The sequence below is a fragment of the Paenarthrobacter aurescens genome (assembly GCF_025421775.1).
Classification (GTDB): Bacteria; Actinomycetota; Actinomycetes; order Actinomycetales; family Micrococcaceae; genus Arthrobacter; species Arthrobacter aurescens_B.
Genome location: NZ_JAOEFX010000002.1, coordinates 434641 through 458989, shown reverse-complemented (window position 1 = coordinate 458989; position 24349 = coordinate 434641). Strand labels below are relative to the sequence as shown.

Annotated in this window: 21 protein-coding genes and 1 riboswitch; of the genes, 13 read left to right on the top strand and 8 right to left on the bottom strand. The window is 63.5% G+C overall.

Features of this window, described 5'->3' with window-relative positions; all coding sequences use genetic code 11:
* Positions 1-51: 51 nt before the first annotated feature.
* Both N7568_RS05420 and glyA read right to left on the bottom strand, forming a co-directional pair.
* Complete coding sequence (locus N7568_RS05420) at positions 52-945, bottom strand: bifunctional methylenetetrahydrofolate dehydrogenase/methenyltetrahydrofolate cyclohydrolase (RefSeq protein WP_261608876.1); 894 nt, start codon at positions 943-945, stop codon at positions 52-54.
* A 133-nt stretch (positions 946-1078) separates the two neighbouring features.
* Positions 1079-2374 (bottom strand): serine hydroxymethyltransferase, encoded by a 1296-nt coding sequence (gene glyA / locus N7568_RS05415; RefSeq protein WP_261608875.1) that lies wholly within the window; start codon positions 2372-2374, stop codon positions 1079-1081.
* Between the two features lie 115 nt (positions 2375-2489).
* Positions 2490-2575, bottom strand: a riboswitch (ZMP/ZTP riboswitch).
* Between the two features lie 35 nt (positions 2576-2610).
* On the opposite strand from glyA, the gene purU reads away from it, so the two are divergent.
* From purU to N7568_RS05400, 3 genes are read left to right on the top strand one after another with little or no spacing between them, the layout of a single operon-like run.
* Positions 2611-3462, top strand: a complete 852-nt coding sequence (purU, locus tag N7568_RS05410; RefSeq protein ID WP_261608874.1) for a formyltetrahydrofolate deformylase — start codon at positions 2611-2613, stop codon at positions 3460-3462.
* A 21-nt stretch (positions 3463-3483) separates the two neighbouring features.
* Entirely contained in the window at positions 3484-4149 is a 666-nt protein-coding gene (locus N7568_RS05405) for a class I SAM-dependent methyltransferase (RefSeq protein ID WP_261608873.1), read from the top strand.
* A gap of 9 nt (positions 4150-4158) precedes the next feature.
* Entirely contained in the window at positions 4159-4677 is a 519-nt protein-coding gene (locus N7568_RS05400; RefSeq protein WP_261608872.1) for a gamma carbonic anhydrase family protein, read from the top strand.
* A 132-nt stretch (positions 4678-4809) separates the two neighbouring features.
* Here the strand turns inward: N7568_RS05400 and N7568_RS05395 are convergent, their stop codons facing one another.
* Positions 4810-6507 carry a flavin monoamine oxidase family protein gene (locus tag N7568_RS05395; protein WP_261608871.1) on the bottom strand — a complete coding sequence of 566 codons (1698 nt, stop codon included), beginning with the start codon at positions 6505-6507 and terminating at the stop codon, positions 4810-4812.
* Complete coding sequence (locus tag N7568_RS05390; protein WP_261609030.1) at positions 6504-7934, bottom strand: amino acid permease; 1431 nt, start codon at positions 7932-7934, stop codon at positions 6504-6506. The genes N7568_RS05395 and N7568_RS05390 overlap by 4 nt, the downstream gene beginning before the upstream one ends.
* Before the next feature lie 194 nt (positions 7935-8128).
* Here N7568_RS05390 and alr point away from each other — a divergent pair, with 194 nt between their 5' ends.
* The 3 genes from alr (at position 8129) to N7568_RS05375 (ending at position 11370) form a co-directional block, all read left to right on the top strand.
* Positions 8129-9361 carry an alanine racemase gene (gene alr / locus N7568_RS05385; protein ID WP_261608870.1) on the top strand — a complete coding sequence of 411 codons (1233 nt, stop codon included), beginning with the start codon at positions 8129-8131 and terminating at the stop codon, positions 9359-9361.
* Positions 9351-10961 carry a PucR family transcriptional regulator gene (locus N7568_RS05380; protein ID WP_261608869.1) on the top strand — a complete coding sequence of 537 codons (1611 nt, stop codon included), beginning with the start codon at positions 9351-9353 and terminating at the stop codon, positions 10959-10961. The genes alr and N7568_RS05380 overlap by 11 nt, the downstream gene beginning before the upstream one ends.
* A 145-nt stretch (positions 10962-11106) precedes the next feature.
* A complete protein-coding gene (locus N7568_RS05375) occupies positions 11107-11370 on the top strand; it encodes a hypothetical protein (RefSeq protein ID WP_261608868.1) in 264 nt (87 codons plus the stop codon).
* Here the strand turns inward: N7568_RS05375 and N7568_RS05370 are convergent.
* Positions 11367-12206 (bottom strand): carbon-nitrogen hydrolase family protein, encoded by an 840-nt coding sequence (locus tag N7568_RS05370; RefSeq protein ID WP_261608867.1) that lies wholly within the window; start codon positions 12204-12206, stop codon positions 11367-11369. The two genes, N7568_RS05375 and N7568_RS05370, sit on opposite strands and share 4 nt — an antisense overlap.
* Before the next feature lie 310 nt (positions 12207-12516).
* Between N7568_RS05370 and N7568_RS05365 the strand changes: the two genes are divergently transcribed.
* The 6 genes from N7568_RS05365 to N7568_RS05340 all read left to right on the top strand — a co-directional run bounded on the left by N7568_RS05365 (position 12517) and on the right by N7568_RS05340 (position 20208).
* Positions 12517-13707, top strand: coding sequence for an ROK family transcriptional regulator (locus tag N7568_RS05365; RefSeq protein WP_261608866.1), 1191 nt, complete (start codon positions 12517-12519; stop codon positions 13705-13707).
* 129 nt (positions 13708-13836) lie between these two features.
* Positions 13837-15393: a multiple monosaccharide ABC transporter ATP-binding protein gene (gene mmsA, locus N7568_RS05360; protein ID WP_261608865.1), complete on the top strand. Its 1557-nt coding sequence runs from the start codon at positions 13837-13839 to the stop codon at positions 15391-15393.
* 44 nt (positions 15394-15437) lie between these two features.
* Complete coding sequence (gene mmsB / locus N7568_RS05355; protein WP_261608864.1) at positions 15438-16706, top strand: multiple monosaccharide ABC transporter permease; 1269 nt, start codon at positions 15438-15440, stop codon at positions 16704-16706.
* Between the two features lie 54 nt (positions 16707-16760).
* Positions 16761-17858, top strand: a complete 1098-nt coding sequence (locus tag N7568_RS05350; protein WP_261608863.1) for a substrate-binding domain-containing protein — start codon at positions 16761-16763, stop codon at positions 17856-17858.
* 188 nt (positions 17859-18046) lie between these two features.
* On the top strand, positions 18047-19513 hold the full coding sequence (locus N7568_RS05345; RefSeq protein WP_261608862.1) for an ABC transporter permease: 1467 nt from the start codon (positions 18047-18049) through the stop codon (positions 19511-19513).
* Positions 19514-19515: 2 nt separating this feature from the next.
* Positions 19516-20208, top strand: a complete 693-nt coding sequence (locus N7568_RS05340; protein WP_261608861.1) for an ABC transporter ATP-binding protein — start codon at positions 19516-19518, stop codon at positions 20206-20208.
* Here N7568_RS05340 and N7568_RS05335 read toward each other — a convergent pair.
* From N7568_RS05335 to N7568_RS05325, 3 genes are read right to left on the bottom strand one after another with little or no spacing between them, the layout of a single operon-like run.
* Positions 20186-21367 carry an ABC transporter permease gene (locus N7568_RS05335; RefSeq protein WP_261608860.1) on the bottom strand — a complete coding sequence of 394 codons (1182 nt, stop codon included), beginning with the start codon at positions 21365-21367 and terminating at the stop codon, positions 20186-20188. The two genes, N7568_RS05340 and N7568_RS05335, sit on opposite strands and share 23 nt — an antisense overlap.
* Positions 21364-22083, bottom strand: a complete 720-nt coding sequence (locus tag N7568_RS05330) for an ABC transporter ATP-binding protein (RefSeq protein ID WP_261608859.1) — start codon at positions 22081-22083, stop codon at positions 21364-21366. The genes N7568_RS05335 and N7568_RS05330 overlap by 4 nt, the downstream gene beginning before the upstream one ends.
* Before the next feature lie 4 nt (positions 22084-22087).
* On the bottom strand, positions 22088-23182 hold the full coding sequence (locus N7568_RS05325; protein WP_261608858.1) for an efflux RND transporter periplasmic adaptor subunit: 1095 nt from the start codon (positions 23180-23182) through the stop codon (positions 22088-22090).
* A 202-nt stretch (positions 23183-23384) separates the two neighbouring features.
* Between N7568_RS05325 and N7568_RS05320 the strand changes: the two genes are divergently transcribed.
* Entirely contained in the window at positions 23385-24323 is a 939-nt protein-coding gene (locus N7568_RS05320; RefSeq protein ID WP_261608857.1) for a hypothetical protein, read from the top strand.
* Positions 24324-24349 lie beyond the last annotated feature (26 nt).

Genomic DNA, 24349 nt, shown 5'->3' with positions numbered 1-24349 from the left:
GGGCTCTTGCACATAATCTTGCAAGAGCCCTCTCGTTTAGCGCGTGTAAACCTAGGCGATGCCCGCCTGGCGCTCAGCACTCTCCACGACGTTCGCGAGCAGCATGGCACGGGTCATCGGGCCTACGCCACCCGGGTTCGGGGACAGCCAGGCGGCGACGTCGGCAGCTGCCGGGTCCACATCTCCGGTAACAACAGCCTTGCCGTTGCCGTCGTCCACGCGGCTGACGCCGACGTCGAGCACTATTGCACCCGGCTTGAGGTCTTCAGCCTTGATCATGTGCGGCACGCCGGCAGCGGCGATCACGACGTCGGCCTGCTTCAGTTCCGCGGGCAGGTCCACCGTTCCGGTGTGCGCGAGGATGACCGTGGCGTTGACTTCCTTGCGGGTCAGCAGGAGACCGATGGGGCGGCCGATGGTGACGCCGCGGCCCACCACCAGGACGCGCTTGCCTTTGAGTTCAATGTTGTGGCGCCGCAGCAACTCCACACAGCCCTTGGGCGTGCAGGGCAGCGGGGACTTCATCTCACCGTTCACGTTGGCCACCAGGCGGCCAAGGTTCATGGGGTGCAGGCCATCGGCATCCTTCTCGGGGTCCATGGCTTCCAGGATGACGTCCTGGTCAATGTGCTTGGGCAGCGGAAGCTGGACGATGTAGCCGGTGCATTCCGGGTTGTCGTTGAGCTCGCGGACTACTTTCAGGAGCTCTTCCTGGCTGATGTCCTCGGGGAGGTCGCGGCGGATGGACTGGATGCCAACCTCGGCGCAGTCCTTGTGCTTGCCGCCGACGTACCAGGTGCTGCCGGGATCGGAACCCACCAGGATGGTGCCCAGGCCGGGGACGATTCCCTTGGCAGCCAGGACGGAAACGCGAGTGGTCAGTTCTGCCTTGATGGCTGCGGCGGTGGCCTTGCCGTCAAGGATCTGTGCGGTGGACTGTGTCATTCCATCTGCTCTTTCTGGTGGGTGACCTAATGGCTCATGCCAACGGGACCCGCCGCCGTAGGTGTGGCGGCGGATCCCGTGGGCTCCGGTTCAAGGACCGGGTGATGCGTTGCTTAGCCGCGGAAACGCGGATTTACCACTGCTCGTGCTGCGGGTACAGCGGGAAGTCAGCGGCCAGTTTGTCGACGCGGGCCTGGAGGCTGTCGACGTCGGCGGCGGCGCCCGCCTTCAGCGCGGTGGCAATGATCTCGGCAACCTCGGTGAACTCGGTGGCACCGAATCCGCGGGTGGCCAGGGCAGGCGTACCGATGCGGAGGCCGGAGGTGACCATCGGCGGGCGGGGGTCGAACGGAACAGCGTTGCGGTTCACGGTGATGCCTACGGAGTGCAGGAGGTCTTCGGCCTGCTGGCCGTCCAGCTGCGAGTTGCGGAGGTCAACCAGGACCAGGTGAACGTCGGTGCCGCCGGTGAGGACGGAGACGCCGGCTTCGGCGACGTCGGACTGGTTCAAACGGTCAGCGATGATCTTGGCACCCTCGAGGACCCGCTCCTGGCGCTCCTTGAACTCTTCGCTGCCGGCGATCTTGAAGGCAACAGCCTTGGCCGCGATGACGTGCATGAGCGGACCGCCCTGCTGGCCCGGGAAGACGTTGGAGTTGAGCTTCTTGGCCCACTCCTGCTTGCCAAGGATCACACCGGAACGCGGACCTGCGAGGGTCTTGTGCACCGTGGAGGTGACGACGTCGGAGTGCGGGACCGGGCTCGGGTGCAGGCCGGCAGCAACCAGACCGGCGAAGTGAGCCATGTCAGTCCAGAGGAGGGCGCCAACCTCGTCGGCGATGGAGCGGAAGGCAGCGAAGTCGAGGTGACGGGGGTAGGCCGACCAGCCGGCGATGATGACCTGCGGCTTCTCGGCGATGGCCTGCTCGCGGAGCTTGTCCATGTCAATGCGGAAGTTGTCTTCTTCAACCTGGTAAGCAGCTACGTTGTAGAGCTTGCCGGAGAAGTTGAGCTTCATCCCGTGGGTCAGGTGGCCACCGTGTGCCAGGGACAGGCCGAGGATCTTGTCGCCCGGGGTGATCATGGCCGACAGTGCTGCAGCGTTTGCCTGGGCACCGGAGTGCGGCTGGACGTTGGCGTACTCGGCGCCGAACAGTTCCTTGACGCGGTCGATGGCGAGCTGCTCAGCGATGTCTACGTATTCACAACCGCCGTAGTAGCGGCGGCCCGGGTAGCCCTCGGCGTACTTGTTGGTCAGGACGGAGCCCTGGGCTTCCATGACGGCGCGGGGGGCGAAGTTTTCGGACGCAATCATTTCCAGGGTGCCGCGCTGGCGGCCAAGCTCCTGGTTGAGGACTGCTGCAATCTCGGGATCGAGATCGGCGAGCGACTGGTTGCTGACAGACGCGGAAGTGGTTGTGGTAGTCACGGAAATCTCCTGGCTAGGCAACGGGTGGTGCTACAGGTCAGGCTACCGGCAGCAGCATTCCCGCGTCCCCTTTTTGACGGAGGGATCGGTCACGTGCGTGCAACGGTAAGACATGACCCTCGGCCCAGGCGTACGATCCGTGGTCTTCATGATTGCCGCTCCCTGGTGGTAGTCCACCCAACGCCAGTTGCGACCCGTTAACAGTACAACAACGCGGCACAGGTAGGCTTGATCGTGTGACTGACTCCACCGCTTTCGTTGTAACACTGTCCTGCCCTGACCGCCCCGGCATCGTCCATGCTGTCGCGGGCGCCCTCTTGGAGGCCGGCTGCAATATTGCCGATTCCCAGCAGTACGGAAGCCCCAGCACAGGTAACTTTTTCATGCGCGTGGAGGCATCGACGTCGTCCTCCCAGGACGAACTGGCGACCGCGCTGCGTCCGGTAGCCGAATCCTTCGGCATGACCTGGCAGATCAACCCCGTGGGGGAAAAGGTCCGCACCATCATCCTCTGCTCCAAAGACGCGCACTGCCTCAACGACCTGCTGTTCCAGCAGCGCACCGGAACCCTGCCCATTGAGGTTCCGGCCATCGTGTCCAACCACCGCGATCTGGAGTCGTTGGCGGAGTTCTACGGCATTCCGTTCCACCACATCCCCGTGACGCCGGAAACCAAGCCCCAGGCCGAGGCGCAGCTCCTGAAGCTCATCGCCGAACACGACGTGGAACTGACCGTACTTGCCCGCTACATGCAGGTCCTCTCCAACGATCTCTGCACGGAGTTGAACGGCAAGGCCATCAACATCCACCACTCGTTCCTACCCTCCTTCAAGGGCGCCAAGCCGTACCACCAGGCACACGCCCGCGGTGTGAAGATCATTGGCGCCACCGCCCACTATGTGACGGCGGACCTCGACGAGGGCCCGATCATCGAGCAGGAAGTCATCCGCGTTGACCACGCCCGCACAGCTGCACAGTTTGTCCAGATGGGCCGCGACGTCGAAGGCCGTACGCTGACCCAAGCAGTTCAGTGGCACGCCGAACACCGCGTGCTCCTGGACGGCACCCGGACCGTGGTGTTCAACTAACGCCGCTCCTATGCTGGGGGTATGCGGGGCATTCCTCACGCCGAGCACGAAGCTGATTTGGCGGTCTACTACGACCGTCAGGCGCCTGTCCGGAACACCCGCGCGCTCACGCCACACCGTGTCGAGTGCAGAAAATGGTTCATCCGGCTCCTGAAATCCGAACACCGTCATTCCTTGTTCGAGCTGGGGTGCGGCACGGGCGTTGAGGGCTTGGAGTTTGTCCGCGCCGGATTGCACTACACCGGGGTGGACTTGTCCTCTGAGAGCGTCCACCTGGCGCGCTCGGCCGGGTTGGAGGCTACCGTTGCCAGCGGCCGCAGCCTGCCCTTCGCGGATGCCGTCTTTTCAGCTGCGTGGACCATGAGCACGCTTCTGCACGTCCCCAACAGCGGAATTCACGACGTCGTCAGCGAACTGGTGCGGGTCACCGCACCTGGTGCGCCAATCGCCGTCGGACTCTGGTCAGGTGAGGACTGTGAGGTCCTCAACCCGGAGGACCTGGACGAACCGCGGCGGTTCTTCAGCCGCCGCAGTGATGACACCGTACTCAGGATTTTCGGCGAGCATGGTTCGGTTGAGCATTTCCGGACGTGGCCCGAGGGTGTGGGAGTGGAGTCCGGTCCCGGCGCGGGCAACTGGGTCCAGCACTACCAATTCCTGGTCCTCCGCACCCCGTTGCCCAACTAAGCTGGCTCAATGGCTCCCTCTTACACTTTCGCCGGGGACACCCCGGCCATCCATGAATCCGCTTTCGTGGCGCCCACTGCATCGATCATCGGAAAGGCCACTCTGGCCGAGGACTCCAGCGCCTTCTACGGCGTCTCAGTCCGGGCCGATACCGCCGCGATCAGCGTCGGTGCCGGCTCCAATCTTCAGGACAACGTAGTCCTCCACGCCGACCCCGGGTTCCCCTGCACGGTGGGCGAGCGCGTCTCCGTAGGCCACAGCGCAGTAGTTCACGGCTGCACTGTTGAGGACGACTGCCTCATCGGCATGAGTGCCACCATCCTCAACGGCGCAGTGATCGGATCTGGATCGCTCATTGCCGCAGGTGCCGTGGTTCTGGAGGGCACAGTGATTCCCCCGCGCTCCCTCGTTGCCGGCGTCCCTGCCAAGGTTCGCCGTGAGCTAACCGATGAGGAGTTCGATGGCGTGAAGCACAACGCAGCCCATTACAAGGAACTCGCGGCTGCGCACCGGGAGATGCACGCTTAACGCCGAACGCGAGGCCCGCTCTGCATCCCCACCGCCTCCCTGACTTCGCAAGCTTAGCCAGGGAACCCGGGCCGTGTGGGCCCTGCGATTGGTTGGGGGCGCAGAGCGGGCCTCGCAACGTATCCGGGGAACTCAGTCCAGGCTGATCGGGCCGAGTTCGTCCAGGAGGTCACCCGGGCCGGGGTTACCGGCAGCGGACGAGCCACCCAGGTGGTTCACCACACCCCACACAGCATTGAGGCCGGTGGTCACGGCACCCTCGGCCCAACCGGCGGTGAAGGAAACGTCATCGCCGGCGAGGAAGATGCCGCGTTGGCTTTCCGGCAGCTGGTCCTGCTTGAAATGTGTGAAGAGCCGCTGCTGGTAGCGGTAGTGCCCGGGCAGGTTGGCCTTGAAGGCGCCCATGAAGTTGGGGTCGGCCTCCCACGACACGGTGATCGGCTGTCCAACGATGTGGCTGGCGATGTCCACGCCCGGGTAAATCTGCTGCAGCGAATGCAGCATCAGCTTGACCCGCTCCTCCGCACTCAGGGCCAGCCACTTCAGCGCGTCATCGTTCCATGTGTAGGACAGGAGCATGACAGCAGGCTTGTCCGGACCGTCGTCGAGCAGGTACGTTGCCCGGTTGAGGCGGTCGGTGAGCGTCATGGACAAGACTTCGCGGCCGGTCTCGGGGTCGATGTCCTTCCAGAACGGGCGGTCCACCATCACGAACGTCTTGGATGACTGCATGTAGTGGGAGCGTTCGATCGCGGTCCACAGCTCCGCCGGGAACAACGCCTCTTCGGTGTGGATCCTCGTGGACAGCAGCCAGGACTGGCAGGTGGTCACCACTGCTTGGTAGGTGGCTTCGCGGCCCCAGTTTTCGCGGACCAGCAGGTCGCCGTTCTCTGCGCGGCGGATGTTGTCCACGGCTCCGCGCGGGGAACCGCTGTGCAGGGATGCCAGGGAGGTGCCTTGGGGCCAGTAAGTAAGGTTCGACGGCGCGTGGTTCCAGAGTGCCTCGGGGAGCCTTTGCGCTCCCCCCGCAATGGAGCGGTGCTGATCATCGGCGTCGGTGTAAACCACTCGGAGGATCTCGAGGATCGAGTTGGGGAAGTCGGTGTCCCAGCCACCGGTGCCAAAGCCCACTTGGCCGAACGCCTCGCGGTGTGCGAAGCCGGCCTCCTTGAAGGACTTGCTGGCAGCGATGAAGCCGTAGAAGGTCTGCTCGTCGAGCTCCGGGAGGAGCGCGTTCCACAGTTCCTTGATGCGCTTGGTGTCGCGGGCTTTGATGGCATCCTGCATCTCAGCGAAAGCGGCGCCATCGTTGACTGCGGCTTTCCAGGCGTCGGCCACTTCGCGGAAGAACTCCGGCAATTCATCGGCTGTGGTGGCGTAGTGCTTCTTACCCGCGAGCTCGATCACCGTACTGGACGTAGCCGGCGCCATCGGGTTCGGGAAGTCCTGGGTGTCCAGGCCAAGCAGGTCCACGTAGTGGTAGAAGGCCTTGCCGGAGACCGGGAAGCGCATGCCGCCAAGGTCTGCCACGACGCCGGGCGCTGAGGGGAAGCTGGCTGTCCGGAGGCGGCCGCCGATCTGGTCGGCCTCGTAGATGACGGGCTTGAGGCCGAGCTTCATCAGCTCATAGGCGGTGACCAGCCCGGACAGGCCAGCACCAATGATCGCCACTTCCGTGCCGAAGAGCTCCTCGGGAACGGAGCCCAAACCGTCCGGGTGGGCCAGGTAGTGGTCGTAACTGAAGGGGAAGTCCGGGTTCAGCATGGTGATCGGGGCGCCGGCAGGCGCTCCCGGTTCCTCGACGACAGGGAGTTCGGTGGCGATGGTCATGAGTTTTCTGCTTTCACAGGTTCCGGGCTCACGGCCCTGGTGGTTAGTTCACGGTAGTCCTGCTCGCTGAGCGCGGCTACCTTTGAGTTCCGGCGTCCGTAGCCGAAGTAGATGGCGATACCCACCAGCATCCACACGCCGAAGGTGATCCAGGTATCGGCGCCGAGGTTGAGCATCAGGTAGGCGCACATCAGGGTGCCCAGGATCGGCGTGATCGGGTACAGCGGGACCCGGAAGCTGCGCTCAAGGTCGGGCCGGTTGCGCCGCAGGTAGATGACTGCCACGTTGACCAGTGCGAAGGCAAAGAGCGTGCCGATGCTGGTGGCGTCGGCCAGCGCGCCCAGCGGGACCAAACCAGCGGCAAGAGCGACGGCGATCCCGACGATCAGCGTTCCGGCCACAGGGGTTCCTGTTCGGCGGGAGACGCGTCCGAAAACCTTGGGCATCATGCCGTCACGGGACATGGAGAGCATGATGCGGGTCTGTCCGTAGAGAACGGTCAGCACGATGCTTGCGATGGCCAGAACTGCACCCACGGAGAAGACCAGGGCGATCCACGGCTGCCCGGTGATCTCGTGCAGGATCTGCACCAGGGCGGCTTCAGTGCCGTCGAACCAGCCCCACGGCCGTGCGCCGATGGCGGCGACCGCAACCAGGACATAGATGCTGGTGACGATCACCATGGAGAGCATGATGGCCCGGGGAAGATCACGTTTGGGGTTCTTGGCTTCCTCGCCTGCGGTGGAGGCTGCATCGAAGCCGATGTAAGAGAAGAAGACGCTCGATGCGGCGGCAGAAACACCAGCGGCACCCATCGGCAGCAGCGGCTCGAAATTGCCTGCGTTAAAGGCGGTGAAGGCCACAGCGCAGAAGAAGATCAGGATGCCCACCTTGATGATGACAATCGCAGTGTTGATCCATGCACTCTCGCGGGCTCCGCGGACCAGCAGGATCATGGCCAGGACCACGATCACCATCGCGGGGAGGTTGGCCACTCCGCCATCGCCCGGCGGCTGGCTGACAGCGTCGGGGAGGAACTGCCCAAAGGCTGCCAGGGTCTCGTTGACGTACTGCCCCGCCCCCACCGCAACCGCCGCAACGGAGACGGCGTACTCCAGCACCAGGCACCAACCGCAGATCCAGGCCATGCCTTCGCCCATGGTGGCGTAGGAGTAGGAGTAACTGGAGCCTGCCACCGGAACGAGCCCCGCCATTTCGGCGTAGGACACAGCCGAGAGCAGCGCGGCCAAACCCGCGATCACAAACGAGATCCAGATGGCCGGACCAGCCAGCGGCACGGACTCGCCAAGGATCACCAGGATGCCGGTGCCAAGTGTGGCGCCGACGCTGATCATGGTCAGCTGGAGGACGCCGAAGCTGCGGACCAGCGGCGTTCCTCCTTCGCTGCTTCCGGCCTCGCTGACCATCTGGCCAATGGGCTTGCGACGCAGGAGCTGAGCTCCGAGGCTGGGCCTCGTGACGCTCGCCGCCGCCGCATTTTTGGTGTTCACAGGCACAGTCACCCTTGACGTCCCTTCAAAGTAGTTTCGATTTCCCCTCCACAAGACTGGCATGTGAGCCACCTCTCACCGCGGTGCAAAATGACCTATAGTGTTCAACCATGAGACGTAATGCACACTATCAAGCGGCCGCTCCGGCTGCCCTTTCCGGACAGGTCACCGTGGACCTGTCCGCGATTTCAGACAATGTCAAAGCACTGAAACAGCGCACCGAGGCGCCGTACTTCATGGCCGTGGTGAAGGGAAATGCCTACGGCCATGGGCTGGTGGAAGTGGCCCGAACCGCAGTGGCGGCGGGGGCCGACTGGCTCGGAACCGCCCAGCTCACCGAAGCCATAACGCTCCGCAAAGCGGGCATCACCGTACCCATCCTTTCTTGGCTTTATCTGGCATCCCAGACAAGCTCCACCATCCTTGAGGCGCTGGAAAACGACATCGATGTTTCCCTCGGCAGCGTCAACCAACTGGAGGTGCTGGCAGGGATCGCGAAACGCCTTGGCCGTCCCGCCGTCGTACATCTGGAACTGGACAGCGGCCTGAGCCGCGGCGGTGCGCGCAAGGAGGATTGGGCCGAACTTGTGACCCGGGCGCGGCAAGCTGAACTCGATGGGACTCTCCGCGTCCGCGGCCTCTGGACCCACTTGGCGTGGGCTGATGTGCCTGCCCACCCAGGAAACGCCACCGCCGTCGCCGAGTTCGAGGACGCCGTCCGCGAAGCCCGCGAGGCCGGTCTGACCCCCGAACTCCGGCACGTGTCCAGCTCTGCCAATATCCTGGACCGGCCCGAATTCCACTTCGACATGGTCCGCGCCGGGCTCGCCATCTACGGCCTGGCACCGGCTGACCACCTCGACCCCGCAGACTTCGGCCTGCGGCCCGCGCTCAGCGTGACGGCGCCGCTGGTGATGGTCAAAAAGGTTCCCGCCGGGACAGGCGTGAGCTACGAACACCAGGCCATCACCTACGAACCCCGGTACCTCGGCCTCATCCCGCTCGGCTACGCGGACGGCATCCCCAAGGGCATCAGCGGCCGCTCCGTGGTGAACATCGGAGGACGCAGCGTGCCCGTGATCGGCAAGGTCTGCATGGACCAGTTCATGGTGGACCTGGGACCGGACGCGGCGGGAATCGACGTCGGCGACACCGCTGTGCTGTTCGGTGACCCTGCGTGCGGGGCGGCCAGCGCCGATGACTGGGGTGCCGCAATAGGAAGCCACGGGGACGAGATCATCAACAGGATCGCGCCCCGGCTCCCCCGCGCCTATGCCACTACCGCGTACCAGTGCCCCGACTACCAGGAGCCGGCCGCCGCCGGGCAGGGCAATGTCGCCTGAGCCCGCCACCGCCCGCCTGAGTTTCGTCACGCTCGAACAGTTCCTGGAGCAGCTGCCGCCGGAGTTGAAACTACTTCACGACGGCGGCAGCGGCGCCTCGCTGCTGCGGTGGGTGGAGCCCAGTGAGCTTGAGGACCCCACGCCCTACCTCCCGGAGGGTGAGTTCCTCCTGACCGCCGGGCTGCCTTTCCTTGGGAAGGGTGGCTCGGCGGCGAAGGTGGACGCCTACGTCCAACGGCTCGTGGGTGCCAAGGTGGCGGCGCTCGGGTTCGGCATCAGGCCCTATTTTGACGCCGTCCCGGACGCGCTGGTCGACGCTTGCCGCAGGCACAATCTCACCTTGTTCGAAGTGCCGGAGTCGTTGCCGTTCGCGGCGATCGGGCTGGAGTTCTCGCAACTTCTGGAATCAGACAATGCGAGGGTCTTCAGGCAGCTGGCCGACACCAACCGCCAACTCATGCGGGCGGTCCTCTCCCCCCGGCCGGAACACGAACTGCTTGCAGCGCTTGTTCAGCGAGTGCCCGTGTGGGCTGTCCTTGTTGGCGCGGACGGGCGGGTCCGGGCCCGTGGGCACAATACCGGCGGCAGCAACGGCGTCGAACATTCCTTGCTGGCACCCATGCTGGAGCGGCTGCTGTCCGGCAGCGGCCCGCGCGTTGAAATGGACGGCTTTGATCAGCCGGGATCGGCGCTGGTGTTCGGGCATCCACTTCGGAGTACCAAGGACGCCAACCTGGGTGCCTTGATCCTCGGCTCGGATGCGCCGCTGACGCCTGCCCAGAATAATGTGGTGCAATCGGCCGTGGGCCTGCTGGAATTGCTGGTGCGGCAGCGGACCAGTGGATCCCTGGCACCCAGCCAGCTGGCGACAGCGGTTCTGTTGCACCCGGACTCGCTGGCTTCGGGCGGGACGAAGCACCTCAACGGGCTCAAGGACCTGCTGGCGCAGAGCCTGTCCTCCACCCGCTCGGCACAGATGCGCGTGGTGCAAGGCGTCAGGGTGGAAGGCGCCGCCGACGACGGCCCGGTTCGCGAGCTACTGCAATGGCGGAGGCTGTTCGACACCAAACTTGTAGAGATCACCGAGTACGGCTTCGCGGCCATCACACGCCTGAGGGTTGATGATTCCCTGCTGGCCGACGTCGAGAAGCTGGGGTGGCGCCTGGTGATCGGCGAACCAACGGAACTTCTTGGGCTCACTGCGGCATATCAGCGTGCCAGTTCGCTCCGCAGCCGGGTACTTTCCAGCGGCGTGAGCGCACGCGTGGATGAAGTGACGTGGTCCGTTGCTGGCCTTTTGGGGCGCGAAGCCGGAACCATGCTCGCGGAGCGGCTCCTTTCGCCCGTGCTCTCACTCGAACCGGACCGGCGCGACCCGTTGCTGGCTGTCCTCCGCGGCTGGCTCAGCGAAAACGGCAGCTGGGACGGCTCGGCGAAACTGCTGGGATTGCACAGGAACAGCGTCCGGCGGCAGATCGGCGTGCTCGGTGAGCTGCTGGACATGGACCTCAACCAAGCACAGGTGCGTGCAGAGCTATGGTTCGCGTTGCAGTACGTGGACGAGTTGGCGAACTCCACTGACTTGGCCGCCACCACCTAGATCAGCGAAAAACGCCTAGGTGTTGGCCGTTTCAGCACTCAGTTTGGGTCCAATCACCACCTAGTTATGGCTTTGTCGCACCCCCGTTGCCCAAGGCAGATTAGGCTTCGATCATTTAGCGTGCCAGTTCAGCAAAGGATGAGGAATGAACTTTCTGAAACGTGTTGCCACGAGTGTCCGAGCCACTGTCGCCATCGCCTTGATCGCAGCGATCGGACTCTTGGCAGCTGCAGTTTCGTCCAAGGAAGGCCTGTCCGGCTCCGCTTTCCTCGCGCGCCACGAGCTCGCCGATGGCGGCCTTAAATTTGAGTTTGGAGCCTCGTATACAGTCATTTTCGGTGGACTGACCTGCCTGGCCCTTGTAGCTTTGGTCGCCCGCCTGTGGAGTAAAAAGCGCCTGCGGGACTAGCCTTCCCATTTCCGGTAGAGTTCCGGCCGGCGTTCGCGCAGGTACGGGACTTCGTCGCGTGCCGCTTTCACAGTTTCAGTGCCGACCTCCGCGAACAACAACGTGGGCGACTCCCCTGCCGCGGCCAACAACGATCCGTCGGGACCGGCGACGACGCTGCCACCCAGGAAGTTGTACACATCCTCGTGCCCGCTGTGGTTGGCGTAGGCCACGTTCAGCTGGCTTTCCAGCGCACGGGCGCGGATGAGCACCTGCGGGACGTTGTCAAAGCCAGCGGACAGGGCCGTCGGGACGAGTAGGAGTTCGGCACCGCGGGTGGCGGCCGCCCGGACAGCCTCCGGGAACTCGACGTCGTAGCAGATCAGCATCGACGTCCGGATTCCGTTGAAATCCACGACGGCGGGAGGTGCTTGGGCGCCGACGAACGCCTTGTGCTCTTCCGCACCAAAGAGGTGGACCTTGGCGTAGTTAAGGACCTCGTTGCCGGACCCGTCCAGCAGAGTAGCCGTGATGTGCCAGGCGCTTTCAGCGTGAGCGGGCTGCGCGGCGTCGTCGTGCGCTGACTCAGCATTGGCCACGGCCGGAAGGCTGTACACCAGGCCGATGCTGTGCCGGCGGGAGATGTCGGCCAGGCGTTCGCGGATTTCCGGGAGCGTGTTCGGGTCCAGTTCAGCGTGCAGGCGCAGCGGAGCGTAGCCAACGGGGAACAGTTCCGGGGTGAGGAGCAGGCGGGCGCCCGCCTGGGCGGCGCGCTGCGCGGCGTCGTCGATTGTGCGCAGGTTGGCTTCAACGTCCATGACGGAAGCGTTCGCCTGCAGGACTGAGAGCAGCATCATTACCACCTAGGTTTCGCCTTTTCCCGATGCCGAATACATGTGCCCGGGAAGTTTCTTGCTTCCAGCGTAGGCACCTGCCGGTTGCAGTGGGTGAGGCATTTGGACCTGCGGGCCTCCGAATCGGGACGCAATGCCCGCCCGCCTCCCGTCGCGGGGCCCGGTCTGCAGGAAAATCCCCGATCATACGGTGCATAGCGTGCATCACAAGGGGTACATAACAGGTGTTCTTGCGTTGGAGTATGTCTCGCAAGGTTGACTTCTTGTGTTCACTTCTTGACTACAACGTCGTCTGTGGGGCAATCTTCTTGTCATGCCCGCTACACAGCGCTCAACGAAGAGCCATCCAAGAAAACCCGGCTCACAGTCGGCGCTCCGCCACCTGAATCAACAGCGCATTATCGAATGCTTGTTGAGCGGGCCTTCCACGCAGGCTGAACTTTCCCGGCAGACCGGGCTCTCCACGGCAACAGTGTCCAACATCGTGAAAATCATGCAGGACGCCGGCTTGGTTTCCACGGAACCCACCACCAGCTCCGGCCGCAGGGCAACCAACGTGAGGCTCAACAGCAACGGTGCGGTGGCCGTCGGAATCGACTTCGGACGCCGCCACCTACGGGTGGTCCTGGCCTCGCTGGGCTATCACGTGATAGCCGAGGATTACATTGAGTTGCCACTTGGTCATCACGCCGAGGAAGGCATCGCGGCGGCCGTCCGGCTCTTGGAAAAACTCCTCCAGGAAAACGGCATAGACCGCACAGCCGTGGTGGGAGCCGGGGCGGGCATTCCAGGCCCCATCGACCGGCGAACCGGCACCGTGGCGCAAGGCGCCATCCTCCCGGAATGGGTGGGCATCGACATTCTTCACAGGCTTGAGGAAGCGCTCAATTGCCCCGTCTTTGTTGACAACGACGCCAACCTTGGCGCGTTGTCGGAGGTGACGTGGGGGCCTCACAGTGGAGTTTCCAACCTGATGTTCCTGAAGATCGGCTCAGGCATCGGCGCAGGGCTGATCCTCAACGGATTCCCCTATTACGGCAACGTGGGCATTACGGGCGAAATCGGCCACGCAACCATCCATGAGCACGGCTTGGTATGCCGGTGCGGCAATAGAGGTTGCCTCGAAACGATAGCGTCCACCACCACCATGATCGAGCTGCTGGGGCGCGGCCAGGAAACGCTCCTGACGCCGCAGGACATCGTCCGCAACTGTCTCCAGGGCGACTCAGCAACCCAGCGCGTTGTGGACGACGCCGGGCTGGCGGTCGGCCGCGCACTGGGCAACGTCTCCAACCTGATCAACCCTGAAGTGATTGTGGTGGGCGGCCCCCTGGCTGGCCTCGGCGACCTGCTCCTTGACCCCATTCGGCGCGGTCTCGTACGGCACGCAGTGCCCGTGGTGGGCGAGACGACGCACTTGGCCATGTCCTCCCTCGGGGCACGCGCGGAAGCCCTCGGCGCCGCGGCATTGGTGTTCCAACACGCCGGTATTACCGGTAGGTAACGAAATCGTTAGCTGGTTCTTGCGTTCAAGTCTTGACGACAAGACGGGTGATCCAGTTTACTTTTTCATCAGACAGCCTCGCCATTGCGGGGCCGACAACGAAGTCATGCATTGGAGGCGTAAGGGCTGATGACATCCCTCGACACGCAAGGTGATCCCATCCTTTTGGAGATGCGCTCGATCACGAAGGAATTCCCCGGCGTGAAGGCCTTGTCGAACGTGAGCCTGCGCGTGATGGCCGGTGAAATCCACGCAATCTGCGGGGAAAACGGTGCCGGCAAATCGACGCTCATGAAGGTTCTTTCCGGCGTTTACGGATACGGAAGCTACACAGGCGACATCGTGTACCAGGCCGAAACGCAGCAATTCAAGGACATTCGCGCGAGCGAAGCGGCCGGCATCGTGATCATCCACCAGGAACTGGCGCTGATCCCGGAACTGTCCATCATGGAGAACATCTTCCTTGGGAACGAACCCACCAAGTGGGGAGTGATCGACTGGGCAGAGGCCCGTAAGCGCTCCCTTGAGTTGCTGGCCCGGGTTGGGCTCCGCGAGGATCCCGACACCCCCATCAAGGAAATCGGCGTCGGCAAGCAGCAGCTGGTGGAAATCGCCAAAGCGCTGAACAAGTCAGTCCGCCTGTTGATCCTGGACGAGCCCACGGCCGCACTGAACGAATCGGACTCCCAGCACCTGCTGGACCTGATCCTGGGCCTCAAGGGCAAGGGCATCACCTCGATCATCATTTCCCACAAGCTCAACGAGATCGAGCAGATCGCGGACGAGATCACCATCATCCGCGACGGCAAGTCCATCGAGACGCTGAACGTCAAGCGGGACGGTGTGGACGAGGACCGCATCATCAAGGGAATGGTTGGCCGGACGCTTGAGTCCCGCTTCCCGGACCACGAACCGAAGATCGGCGAGGTCTTCTTCGAGGTCAAGGACTGGACGGTGGGGCACCCCCAGATCCAGGACCGCCTGATCTGCAAAGGCTCAAACTTCTACGTACGCCGCGGCGAAATCGTTGGCTTTGCAGGGCTCATGGGCGCAGGGCGCACGGAACTGGCGCGATCTTTGTTTGGGCACTCCTACGGCCGGTTCATCAAGGGCCAGGTCTACAAGGACGGCAAGCCCGTCAATCTCCGCAGCGTCCGGGCCGCCATCGACGCCGGACTCGGTTACGTCACCGAGGACCGCAAGTCGCTTGGCCTGAACCTGCTGGACGACATCAAGACCACCACGGTCTCGGCGGCGCTGAACAAGATCAGCAACTACACAGTGGTGGATACCCGCAAGGAATTCTCCGTGGCGGAGGAATACCGGAAATCCCTGCGGACCAAGACCCCATCGGTTGAGGAAGGCGTAGCCAAGCTTTCCGGCGGCAACCAGCAGAAAGTGGTGCTCGCCAAGTGGATGTTCACTGATCCCGATCTCCTGATACTGGACGAGCCCACACGAGGAATCGACGTCGGCGCAAAGTTCGAGATCTACGGCATCATCCAGAGGCTGGCGAACCAAGGCAAGGGAGTGATTGTCATTTCCTCGGAGCTTCCTGAGCTCCTGGGCCTGTCCGACCGTATCTACACCATTTTTGAAGGCGCCATCACCGGTGTCCTGGATAAAAACGAAGCAAGCCAGGAAAGCCTCATGAAGCTCATGACTTCCGCCCGCAAGACAGCCTGACCGTTGGCCCAGCCTTACCCCTTCCTGACACAAGGACCAAAACAATGAACGCGCTCAAGAAGCTATTTGGTGGCAATACCCGCCAGTTTGGCATGATCTTCGCCCTGGTGGCACTTATCGTCTTCTTCCAGATCTTCACCGGGGGCCGTACGTTGACCCCCGGCAACGTGATCAACCTGTTCAACGGCAACTCCTACATCCTGATCCTGGCCATCGGCATGGTTCTGGTCATCATCGCCGGGCACATCGACCTCTCCGTGGGTTCCGTGGCAGCATTCGTGGGCGTATCCGTAGCCCTCGCCATGCGGGACTGGGGCCTGCCCTGGTGGGCAGGCGTGCTCTTCGGCCTGCTCCTTGGAGCAGTGATCGGTGCCTGGCAAGGACTATGGACAGCGTATGTGGGCATACCCGCCTTCATCGTGACGCTGGCAGGCATGCTCTTGTTCCGCGGCTTCAACCAGTTCGTGGGCAAGTCCAACACCATCCCGGTGTCCAAGGAGTTCCAGTTCATTGGCTCCGGTTACCTGCCGGAAGTTGGACCGGACACCGGCTTCAACAACCTGACAGTGCTGCTGGGCCTGGTGGCCGTCGCGTTCGTGGTCATCATGTCCCTGCGTGCACGTGCCACCAACAAGGCGCTCGGTGCCGATGTTCCTGAGCTTTGGGTGGAGGTCACCAAGCTGGTCCTGATCTGCGGTGCCATCCTCTACGCAACGTACCTCTTCGCCACCGGCCGCCCCGGGACCTCTTTCCCCATCCCCGGCCTTATCCTGGCAGTGCTGGTCCTCATCTACGGTTTCATCGCTGACAAAACGGTCCTTGGCCGGCACGTCTACGCGGTGGGTGGCAACCGCCACGCAGCCGAGCTCTCCGGCGTCCAGTCCAAGAAGGTCAACTTCATGGTCATGATGAACATGTCCATCCTTGCTGGCCTGGCAGGCATGATCTTCGTGGCCCGTTCCACCGCTTCCGGCCCGTTCGACGGTGTTGGTTGGGAACTGGATGCCATTGCAGCCGTCTTCATTGGTGGCGCCGCTGTTACCGGTGGTGTTGGTACCGTGATCGGCTCGATCGTAGGTGGCCTGGTCATGGCTGTCCTCAACAACGGCCTCCAGCTCCTTGGCGTTGGCGCCGACCTTACCCAAATCATCAAGGGCCTGGTGCTCCTGGCAGCTGTCGCCTTCGATGTCTACAACAAGTCCCAGGGCAAGAGGTCCATCACCGGCCTGCTGCTGAAGAATTTCGGCCGGAACAACGAGCTCAAGCCGGACGAAACCACCTCCACCAAAGAGGTCATCTCCAAGGAAGCCTGACCGGCTTCCTGACAGACTCGCTCCACCCCACCCACACAGAAAGTGAACCTAAATATGCGAATGTTTGGTAAAGCAGGAAAGGCAGCAGCAGTCGCTGCCATCGCGGCACTGGCGCTGACAGCCTGCGGCCGCACGGACAGCGGCTCAAGCAGCAGCACAGCAGGCGGGGAAGCGTTCCCCAAAGACTCGATGATCGGCGTCGCACTTCCGCAGAAGACCAGTGAGAACTGGGTCCTGGCGGAGAAGCTGTTCAACGATGGCCTCACCGGCGCCGGCTTCAAGGCCGACGTCCAGTTCGCCAACGGCGGCGTATCCGAGCAGCAGAACCAGATCAGTGCCATGGTCACCAAGGGTGCCAAGGTCATCATCGTGGGAGCCATCGACGGCGCCCAGCTGGGTACGCAGCTTCAGCAGGCCAAGGACTCCGGCGCGACGGTCATCGCTTATGACCGTCTGCTCCTCAACACGGAGAACGTGGACTACTACGTGGCCTACGACAACTTCAAGGTTGGTGAACTGCAGGGCCAGGCCCTGTTGGATGGCATGAAAGCCAAGAAGGCTTCCGGCCCATACAACATCGAACTCTTTGCCGGTTCTCCCGATGATGCCAACGCCAAGGTCTTCTTTGACGGCGCCATGAGCGTCCTGAAGCCGAAGATCGACGACGGAACCCTCAAGGTCCTGTCGGGCCAGACCTCGTTCGAGCAGGCTGTTACCCAGGGCTGGAAGGCAGAGAACGCCCAGCGTCGCGCTGACACGCTCCTCACCGGCAGCTACGGCAGCGCTTCGCTGGACGGCGTCCTGTCCCCGAACGACACCCTGGCCCGTGCAGTGCTGACGTCCGTCAAGGCCGCCGGCAAGCCGCTCCCCGTGGTGACCGGCCAGGACTCCGAGGTTGAGTCCGTCAAGTCGATCATGGCCGGCGAGCAGTACTCCACCATCAACAAGGACACCCGCAAGCTCGTTGAGCACGCCATCACCATGGTGAAGGACCTCCAGGCCGGTAAGGAACTGGAGATCAACGACAAGGACTCCTACAACAACGGCGTCAAGACCGTCCCGGCTTACCTCCTTGAGCCACAGATCGTGACCATGGAGAACGTCAAGACCGCTTACGTCGACGATCCGGTACTCGGCCCGATCACCAAGTAAGTAATCACCAAGTAACAGCTCTTCATAGCAAGACAGCAAGCCCCGGTCCGCCACTGGCGGGCCGGGGCTTTCGCTTTCACAGCCCACGCATAGCTTCGGCAGGCTTCCAGCACAGCAGCACTCACGAGTCTTGAATCTGCAGCCCACGCCCAGTGGGCCCAACAAACTTGCAGGTCAAGAGGAGAAACGTGAGCGTCCTTGCCCGAAGCGTAGGCAATGCCTTCCGCAACAAAATCAGAACGGCAGCGGTTGTCGCCGTGCTGGCCGTAGCCATCGGCCTGGCACTGGCCATGCTCGTGGCCAACCAGGCCGTGGGTGCCAAGGTCCAGGAGCTCAACGCTTCCGTGGGCACCACCCTTACGGTGAACCCGGCCGGCGGACAGGGCTTTGAAGGCGGCGGCGAACCACTCACGACGGCGGAAGCTGAGACTGCGGCGTCGGTCGCCAACGTGACCTCGGTCGTTGGTACCAAGGCACTGCGCCTCCAGACGGCAACCGCGGGGACAACGGATTCAGCCACCGGCACCACCCAGCAGGGTCCGGGCGGCGGTTTCGGTCCCGGCGGACAACAGGCGACGGTCACCACGAACCTGACGGCCGCCGTCGACGCCGGTACGCTGGGCAACCGCAACGGCTCCGCCGGAACAACAGGTACCACAGGCACCCAGCCGGTGCGGGCCCTCCCGATCACCGCGACGGGTATCGGCGCCGAAGTGGACAGCACGGGCAAGGCCTTGGACATCACCAGCGGCACCGGGCTGGGCGACTACACCGCAGCCGAAGCGAAGACACTTGTGGGCACCTCGCTTGCGGAGAAGAACAGCCTGACGGTGGGCTCCACGTTCACCATCCAGGACAAGACCTTCACCGTTGCGGGCATCTTCGATGCCGGCACCACGTTCGGCAACAACGCCGTCTACGTCACCCTGCCGGAAGCCCAAACGCTGGCTGAGACGCCGGACGAGCTCTCCAGCATGATCGTCACGGTCAACAGCATGGAGAACGTGGACAGCACCAAGACCGCGGTCCAGGACGCTCTCGGCACAGACAAGGCCGACGTCACCCAAGGCCAGCGCAACCTCGAAACCGCCGTCAGCTCCCTGGACAGCGTCAAGAACATCTCAATGGTCGCCTTCATCGCGGCCCTCGCCACTGCCGGAATCATCATCCTGCTGATCATGGTCATGCTGGTCCGCGAGCGCCGTCGCGAGATCGGTGTCCTGAAGGCGATCGGTGCCCGCAACCGCACCATCGGCCTGCAGTTCGTGCTGGAATCCCTGGTCCTGGTGGCCCTCGGCAGCGTGGTGGGTGCAGTGATCGCCTCTTTGGCCAGCGGCGGGATCGCGTCTGCGCTGATTAGTTCGAATTCAACCACGACGGCGGCCACCACTACCCAGCGCGGCGGCGGTCTTGCGGGTGCCATGCCGAATGGCGCAGTCCCCGGCGGCGGATTGCCCGGCGGCGGCTTGCCCGGCGGCCAGGGTGGTCCTTTCGGCGGCGCCAGCCAACTGCTCACCTCTGTAACGGCCAGCGTCTCCCCCGGCGTGCTCGCTGCCGGCATCGCAGCAGTGTTCGCGGTGGCGATCATCGGCGCGCTGGTCCCGGCGTTGCTGACCGCCCGTATCCGTCCCATCGAAGTACTCCGAGGAGAATAGCCGTGATCGTAGTCAAGGACCTGGTCCGTCAGTTCAAGTCCGGCGACCGGACCATCAAACCCGTCAACGGAGTGAGCTTCGAACTAGAAAAGGGCTCGCTGGCATCCATCGTGGGCAAGAGCGGCAGCGGCAAAAGCACGCTGTTGTCCCTCCTGGGTGCGCTGGACAAGCCCACCTCAGGTGACGTCGTCGTGGATGGCGTCAGCTTGGCCGGGCTGCCGGACGGCAAGCTCACCGAGTACCGCCGACGGGACATCGGCTTCGTGTTCCAGCAGTTCAACCTGATCCCCAACCTCAGCGCTGTGGACAACGTCATGCTGCCCATGGAGTTCGCTGGTGTCCGCAAGGCAGCCAGGCTGCAGCGGGCCAAGGAGTTGCTGGAGCAGGTTCAGTTGGATCCGGAGAAGCACTCACGCCGGACCAACCGGCTGTCCGGTGGCGAGCAGCAGCGCGTGGCGATCGCCAGGGCGCTGGCCAACGAACCCAAGTTGATCCTCGCTGATGAGCCCACCGGAAATCTGGATGAGCAAACCGGTGAGCACATCATCGAGCTCCTGAGCTCCCTGAGCCGCGACCACAACACCACCATCCTGGTGGTCACCCACGACAGGAGCCTGGCGAAAAAGACTGAACGCTGTTTCCGCCTGCAGCAGGGCCGGCTCACCGAGGAGGTCAGAACCGAATCGCGTCGATGACCTTGACGCGCACCGCCACGAGCGCAGGAATGGCTCCGGCGAGTGCGCCCACAAGGACTGCGGCACCGAAACCCATGAGCGCCGCGTCGATGGGGAATGCCGGGTACTCGGTGAGCCCGGGCGCCACCTTCGACTCGATCCAGGGGTTCTTCACCACGGCCACTGCAAGCATCACCCCAGCCAGGCCGGCTACGGCGGTGGCCACCACGGATTCCATCATGACGCCAACAAAGATCCTTCCCGAGGTTGCCCCGAAGCTGCGCCGGATGCCAATTTCCCGGACCCGGTAGCGCACCGTGACCATGGAGATGTTCAGCATCCCCACGGCTCCGAGCAACAGCACCAGGCCGGCTACTCCGCCGACGATCCACTGGGCCGGCCCCAAGGGGTCGCCCCAGGCAGCATAATCCCTCCGGTCGGCTTGGGCGTAGAAGCCGGGGAACTGGCCTTGGAGGTCGGCAGTAATTGCCGCCTTCAAGGCCTCGGCTTGTTCCTCCCCTACCCACATCTTGAACTCGGACATCTGTGGTGCCATACCCACCAGGGCCGCACCCTCGGTGAGGATGAACCCGGCAGGCGGCATGTCCGGGTAAGCATCAGGTACGACGCCGATAATCACCGCCGTGGCCGGCCGGTCACCGGGGATACTCACTGTGGGATGGGTGGTCAGATTGGGCCTGCCGGCCTGGTTGTAGAAGGCCTCGGACACCACGACGGCGGGCGCGAGCCTTTTTCCATCATCGGCAGCGAACCAGCTTCCTTGCAGGAGTGGGACGCGGTGGATGACTCCATAGCCGATGTCCACGATGGTCATGTTGACGTTGGCGACTCCACGGGGGAACTGAAATCCTGCCTGCGCCTGACCCACGTGGGTGGAGGTGGTGATGCCATAGCGCTGCTGGATGCCCTGATATGCCTGTTCAAGCTTTGCAGGGTCTGGCGTGGTGGGGCCGCCGACGTTCAGGGACAACGTGGCCACCCGGCCACCGTTACGTTCGGACTGGACTTTGATGCCCTCACGGACCAGGCTGCCGACCCCCACCACAGACGTCAACGCCGCAACGGACAGGGCTACGCCAACGAGCGCCAGGAGGATCCGGACCTTGTTGATGCGAAGTTCCTGCCACGCTTCCACCAGCGTGGAAACGAAGCCGGTCATGCGCCTACCCCAGCAGATTCCGGCACTGACAATGGGCTCAGCACACCGGAATCCAGCCGGTAGCAGGCACGGGCCAGGGCGGCCACATTGGTGTCGTGGGTAATGGTCACCAGGGCCGCCGCGGTCTCCGTGGCAACGGTGTCCAGCAGTGCCATGACGGACTGGCCGGTCTCGACGTCCAGTGCTCCGGTGGGTTCGTCGGCAAGGATCAGCCGGGGCTTCCGCACCAAAGCACGGGCAATCGCCACGCGCTGCTGCTCACCGCCGGAGAGCATGTTCGGCATGGTGTTGGCACGCGCGGCGAGACCCACCCTGTCCATGGCGATCTCCCGGCGGCGCCAGAACTCCCTGCCCTTGGCATAGAACAAAGGCGTGATCACGTTGTCCAAGGCGCTGCGGCCGGGCAACAGATTGAACTGCTGGAAAACGAAGCCCACGGTGGAACCCCGCAAGCGGGCACGGGCATTGTTGCCCAGCCGTTCCGCGGGTTGTCCCAGGAACTCCAGTTCCCCTGACGTCGGGACGTCCAGCAGCCCCAGCAAGTTCAGCAACGTTGACTTGCCGCAACCGGAACGGCCCACGATGGCAGTGTGATCGCCGCTGTGCACCTCAAGATCGATGCCCCTGAGGATGTGCAGTTGCTGGTCGTCGGGGAGCGTGACAGATCGGGTTACTGCACGCAGGCTGACCAGCGTTTCCTTGGTTGCTTCCTCCATGGCCCTAGCCCGCCGGAGCGTAGGCGATCTGGCCCGGCCCCATCATGGGGTTCGGAGCAGCCGGTGCACCGGGAACGAATTCCAGGACTTGTTCACCCTCGGCCAGCCCGGAGGTCACTTCCACCACGGAACCATCGTTGAGGCCCAACTGGACGGTGCGCTGCTCGGGAGCCGCCCCTGCCCCGCCCGGGCCTGCAATCCAGACGATCCCGTCCTTGACGCTGCCCTTTACCGAGGTCAAAGGAACCGTCACCACGTCCGGGGCCACTCCTGCGCTGACCGTCATGGTAGCTCCGAGGCCCGCGAAAACCTGCTGCTCGGAAGGGATCGCGCAGCTCAGTGTTCCCGTGGGGGTGCCGCCTTCATCCGGCTGGCTCCCGCCTCCTCCGGGACCCACCATCGCTGCGCCCACGCCCATTCCGGCACCTCCGCCGGTGGCGGCCAAACCGCCCGAAGCAGTGCCGCCGTCGGATGCGTTGTTCTTGAGCGTCACTTCGGTGCACTGGAAGGGCGCCGGTCCACCTACCAAGGCAATCTCCGCAGGGCCGGGCTTGCCGAGCAATCGGTATTGCTGGGCCGCGGTAACGGATCCGGTCACGGTGTACGTTCCGGGATCGATCTTGCCCACGGCCTCGCCCACGGCGACCTGCTGGTCAATGAGTGTTGACAAGGACTGCAGCGTTCCGGCGCTGGGGGCAGCGATGTCGAAGTAGTCGTAGACGGGCTTGGGTGTAGTGGGGGTGCCGTCCTTGGAAAGCTGCGGGGCCTGGGCTGCCCGCTCGGCTTTGACCTGGAAGAGCGCGTCTCCCTTGGCTACGGTGGCACCTTGGTCCACGAAAATCTTGATGACCTTGCCGGCGGAGGTGCTGCGGACGGTGTCGGCGGCGTCGCTCTGGACGGTTCCCTTGATCTGCACGGTGTTGGTGACAGTTGCGCGGGTGGCGGGGACCACCGGGATATCCACCTGGGCCAATGGTGCCGGCTCGGAAGCGGACGATTCAAGGCCATCCACGAAAGCGATCTTGACCAAGGCCACCGCGATAATCGCGAAAACCACCAACCAGGCAACCGGCAAAATGACGCGCCGAAAAGTACCCATCCCTGCTCCATTTCGGTAACTCCCCACAGAACCTCTGCGAGGGATGATGGCCTAAGCCTAGGCGAGGAAAATCTTCGGCCCGGACATTCGTGTGACTTGACAGCACACGACACAGAAGTGTCGCTCATGATTCTCTGCGGCGCGGGGTTGACGCTGTTCCGGCACGGGAGCAATCTGTGATCAGGGGCAGGAGGTGGCGGCCGTGTCCGCACACAAGAAAAAAGGAAAAAAGACTCCCTGGCATCGACGCGGCAAGACATGGATCATCACCGCGGGAGCCATCGCCGCAGCCCTCATCAGCATCATCGCCCTGTGGGACCGGATCATTCCGCCCAATACCGAAGATGTTGCCGACATCGAATCGCTCACCATCATCAAGCAAACCTCACTTGCGGCGTTCGCCCCGGCGGACTTGGGCAAGGACCTGACCCTCAACCCGGCCGCCGCAGCTGCCTTTGAGCCGTATTCCGTGCATCGTGCCGCGTCTGCCGGGACCAAAAAGCCGACTCCCACCACGCTTCCGCCCACCACCACACCTCCCCCGACGACATCCACGGCAACCATCACCCCCACCATTCCCACAACCCCCGTGACAACATCCGCCACCCAGGGCACGTCCACTGGATCGCCCACCAAGGCAAACAAGATCACTACACGTCCGCCGGAGGAGTACCGCTCCGCGGTGAAGGAACAGAAAGTGTTGGAAGGCTATGTTCCCGGAGCCCTCATCGTCCTTCCCGCGCTCCTCCCGCCGGTGACCGTGAACGATGCCGGCGAACTGCTTCCACCAGCCCAGGTGGCGGCGGAACTGGTCAAGGCCTTGGAGGAAGTACTGGCAATCGACGGCACCCAGGGAAAGGATCCGCTCGGGTGGACTGTTGCAGTGAAGCTGGACCTTGAGGGACTGGCCCATGTCCCCATGCTCCTGACGTGGTCCTTGGATGGCGTGGACGTGTCCGAGAGTTGGAAGGCCGAAAATCTCGCTTACAGGATCGTGGCAACAACAGCCCACGATGCCGGGGTCGCGGAAATATGGATCCCGGACCTTGGAAGGCCGGGCGCGTACAACGTCAACGTCAGGCTGACGTTCGAATCAACGGGAACCTTGGCTGACCTGGAGCAACTGCAGTTGTCCGGCTAGCGCCAATATTCCGGTCACCGCGGACG

Bases quoted from the DNA above. Each gene is read 5' to 3' on its own strand.
- N7568_RS05365 (WP_261608866.1), top strand. From the start codon at position 12,517: ATGCCCGCTACACAGCGCTCAACGAAGAGCCATCCAAGAAAACCCGGC.
- N7568_RS05325 (WP_261608858.1), bottom strand. From the start codon at position 23,182: ATGGGTACTTTTCGGCGCGTCATTTTGCCGGTTGCCTGGTTGGTGGTT.
- N7568_RS05330 (WP_261608859.1), bottom strand. From the start codon at position 22,083: ATGGAGGAAGCAACCAAGGAAACGCTGGTCAGCCTGCGTGCAGTAACC.
- mmsA (WP_261608865.1), top strand. From the start codon at position 13,837: ATGACATCCCTCGACACGCAAGGTGATCCCATCCTTTTGGAGATGCGC.
- N7568_RS05370 (WP_261608867.1), bottom strand. From the start codon at position 12,206: ATGATGCTGCTCTCAGTCCTGCAGGCGAACGCTTCCGTCATGGACGTT.
- N7568_RS05350 (WP_261608863.1), top strand. From the start codon at position 16,761: ATGCGAATGTTTGGTAAAGCAGGAAAGGCAGCAGCAGTCGCTGCCATC.
- N7568_RS05395 (WP_261608871.1), bottom strand. From the start codon at position 6,507: ATGACCATCGCCACCGAACTCCCTGTCGTCGAGGAACCGGGAGCGCCT.
- N7568_RS05400 (WP_261608872.1), top strand. From the start codon at position 4,159: ATGGCTCCCTCTTACACTTTCGCCGGGGACACCCCGGCCATCCATGAA.
- N7568_RS05380 (WP_261608869.1), top strand. From the start codon at position 9,351: ATGTCGCCTGAGCCCGCCACCGCCCGCCTGAGTTTCGTCACGCTCGAA.
- mmsB (WP_261608864.1), top strand. From the start codon at position 15,438: ATGAACGCGCTCAAGAAGCTATTTGGTGGCAATACCCGCCAGTTTGGC.
- N7568_RS05405 (WP_261608873.1), top strand. From the start codon at position 3,484: ATGCGGGGCATTCCTCACGCCGAGCACGAAGCTGATTTGGCGGTCTAC.
- N7568_RS05335 (WP_261608860.1), bottom strand. From the start codon at position 21,367: ATGACCGGCTTCGTTTCCACGCTGGTGGAAGCGTGGCAGGAACTTCGC.
- N7568_RS05390 (WP_261609030.1), bottom strand. From the start codon at position 7,934: ATGGTCAGCGAGGCCGGAAGCAGCGAAGGAGGAACGCCGCTGGTCCGC.
- N7568_RS05420 (WP_261608876.1), bottom strand. From the start codon at position 945: ATGACACAGTCCACCGCACAGATCCTTGACGGCAAGGCCACCGCCGCA.
- alr (WP_261608870.1), top strand. From the start codon at position 8,129: ATGAGACGTAATGCACACTATCAAGCGGCCGCTCCGGCTGCCCTTTCC.
- N7568_RS05375 (WP_261608868.1), top strand. From the start codon at position 11,107: ATGAACTTTCTGAAACGTGTTGCCACGAGTGTCCGAGCCACTGTCGCC.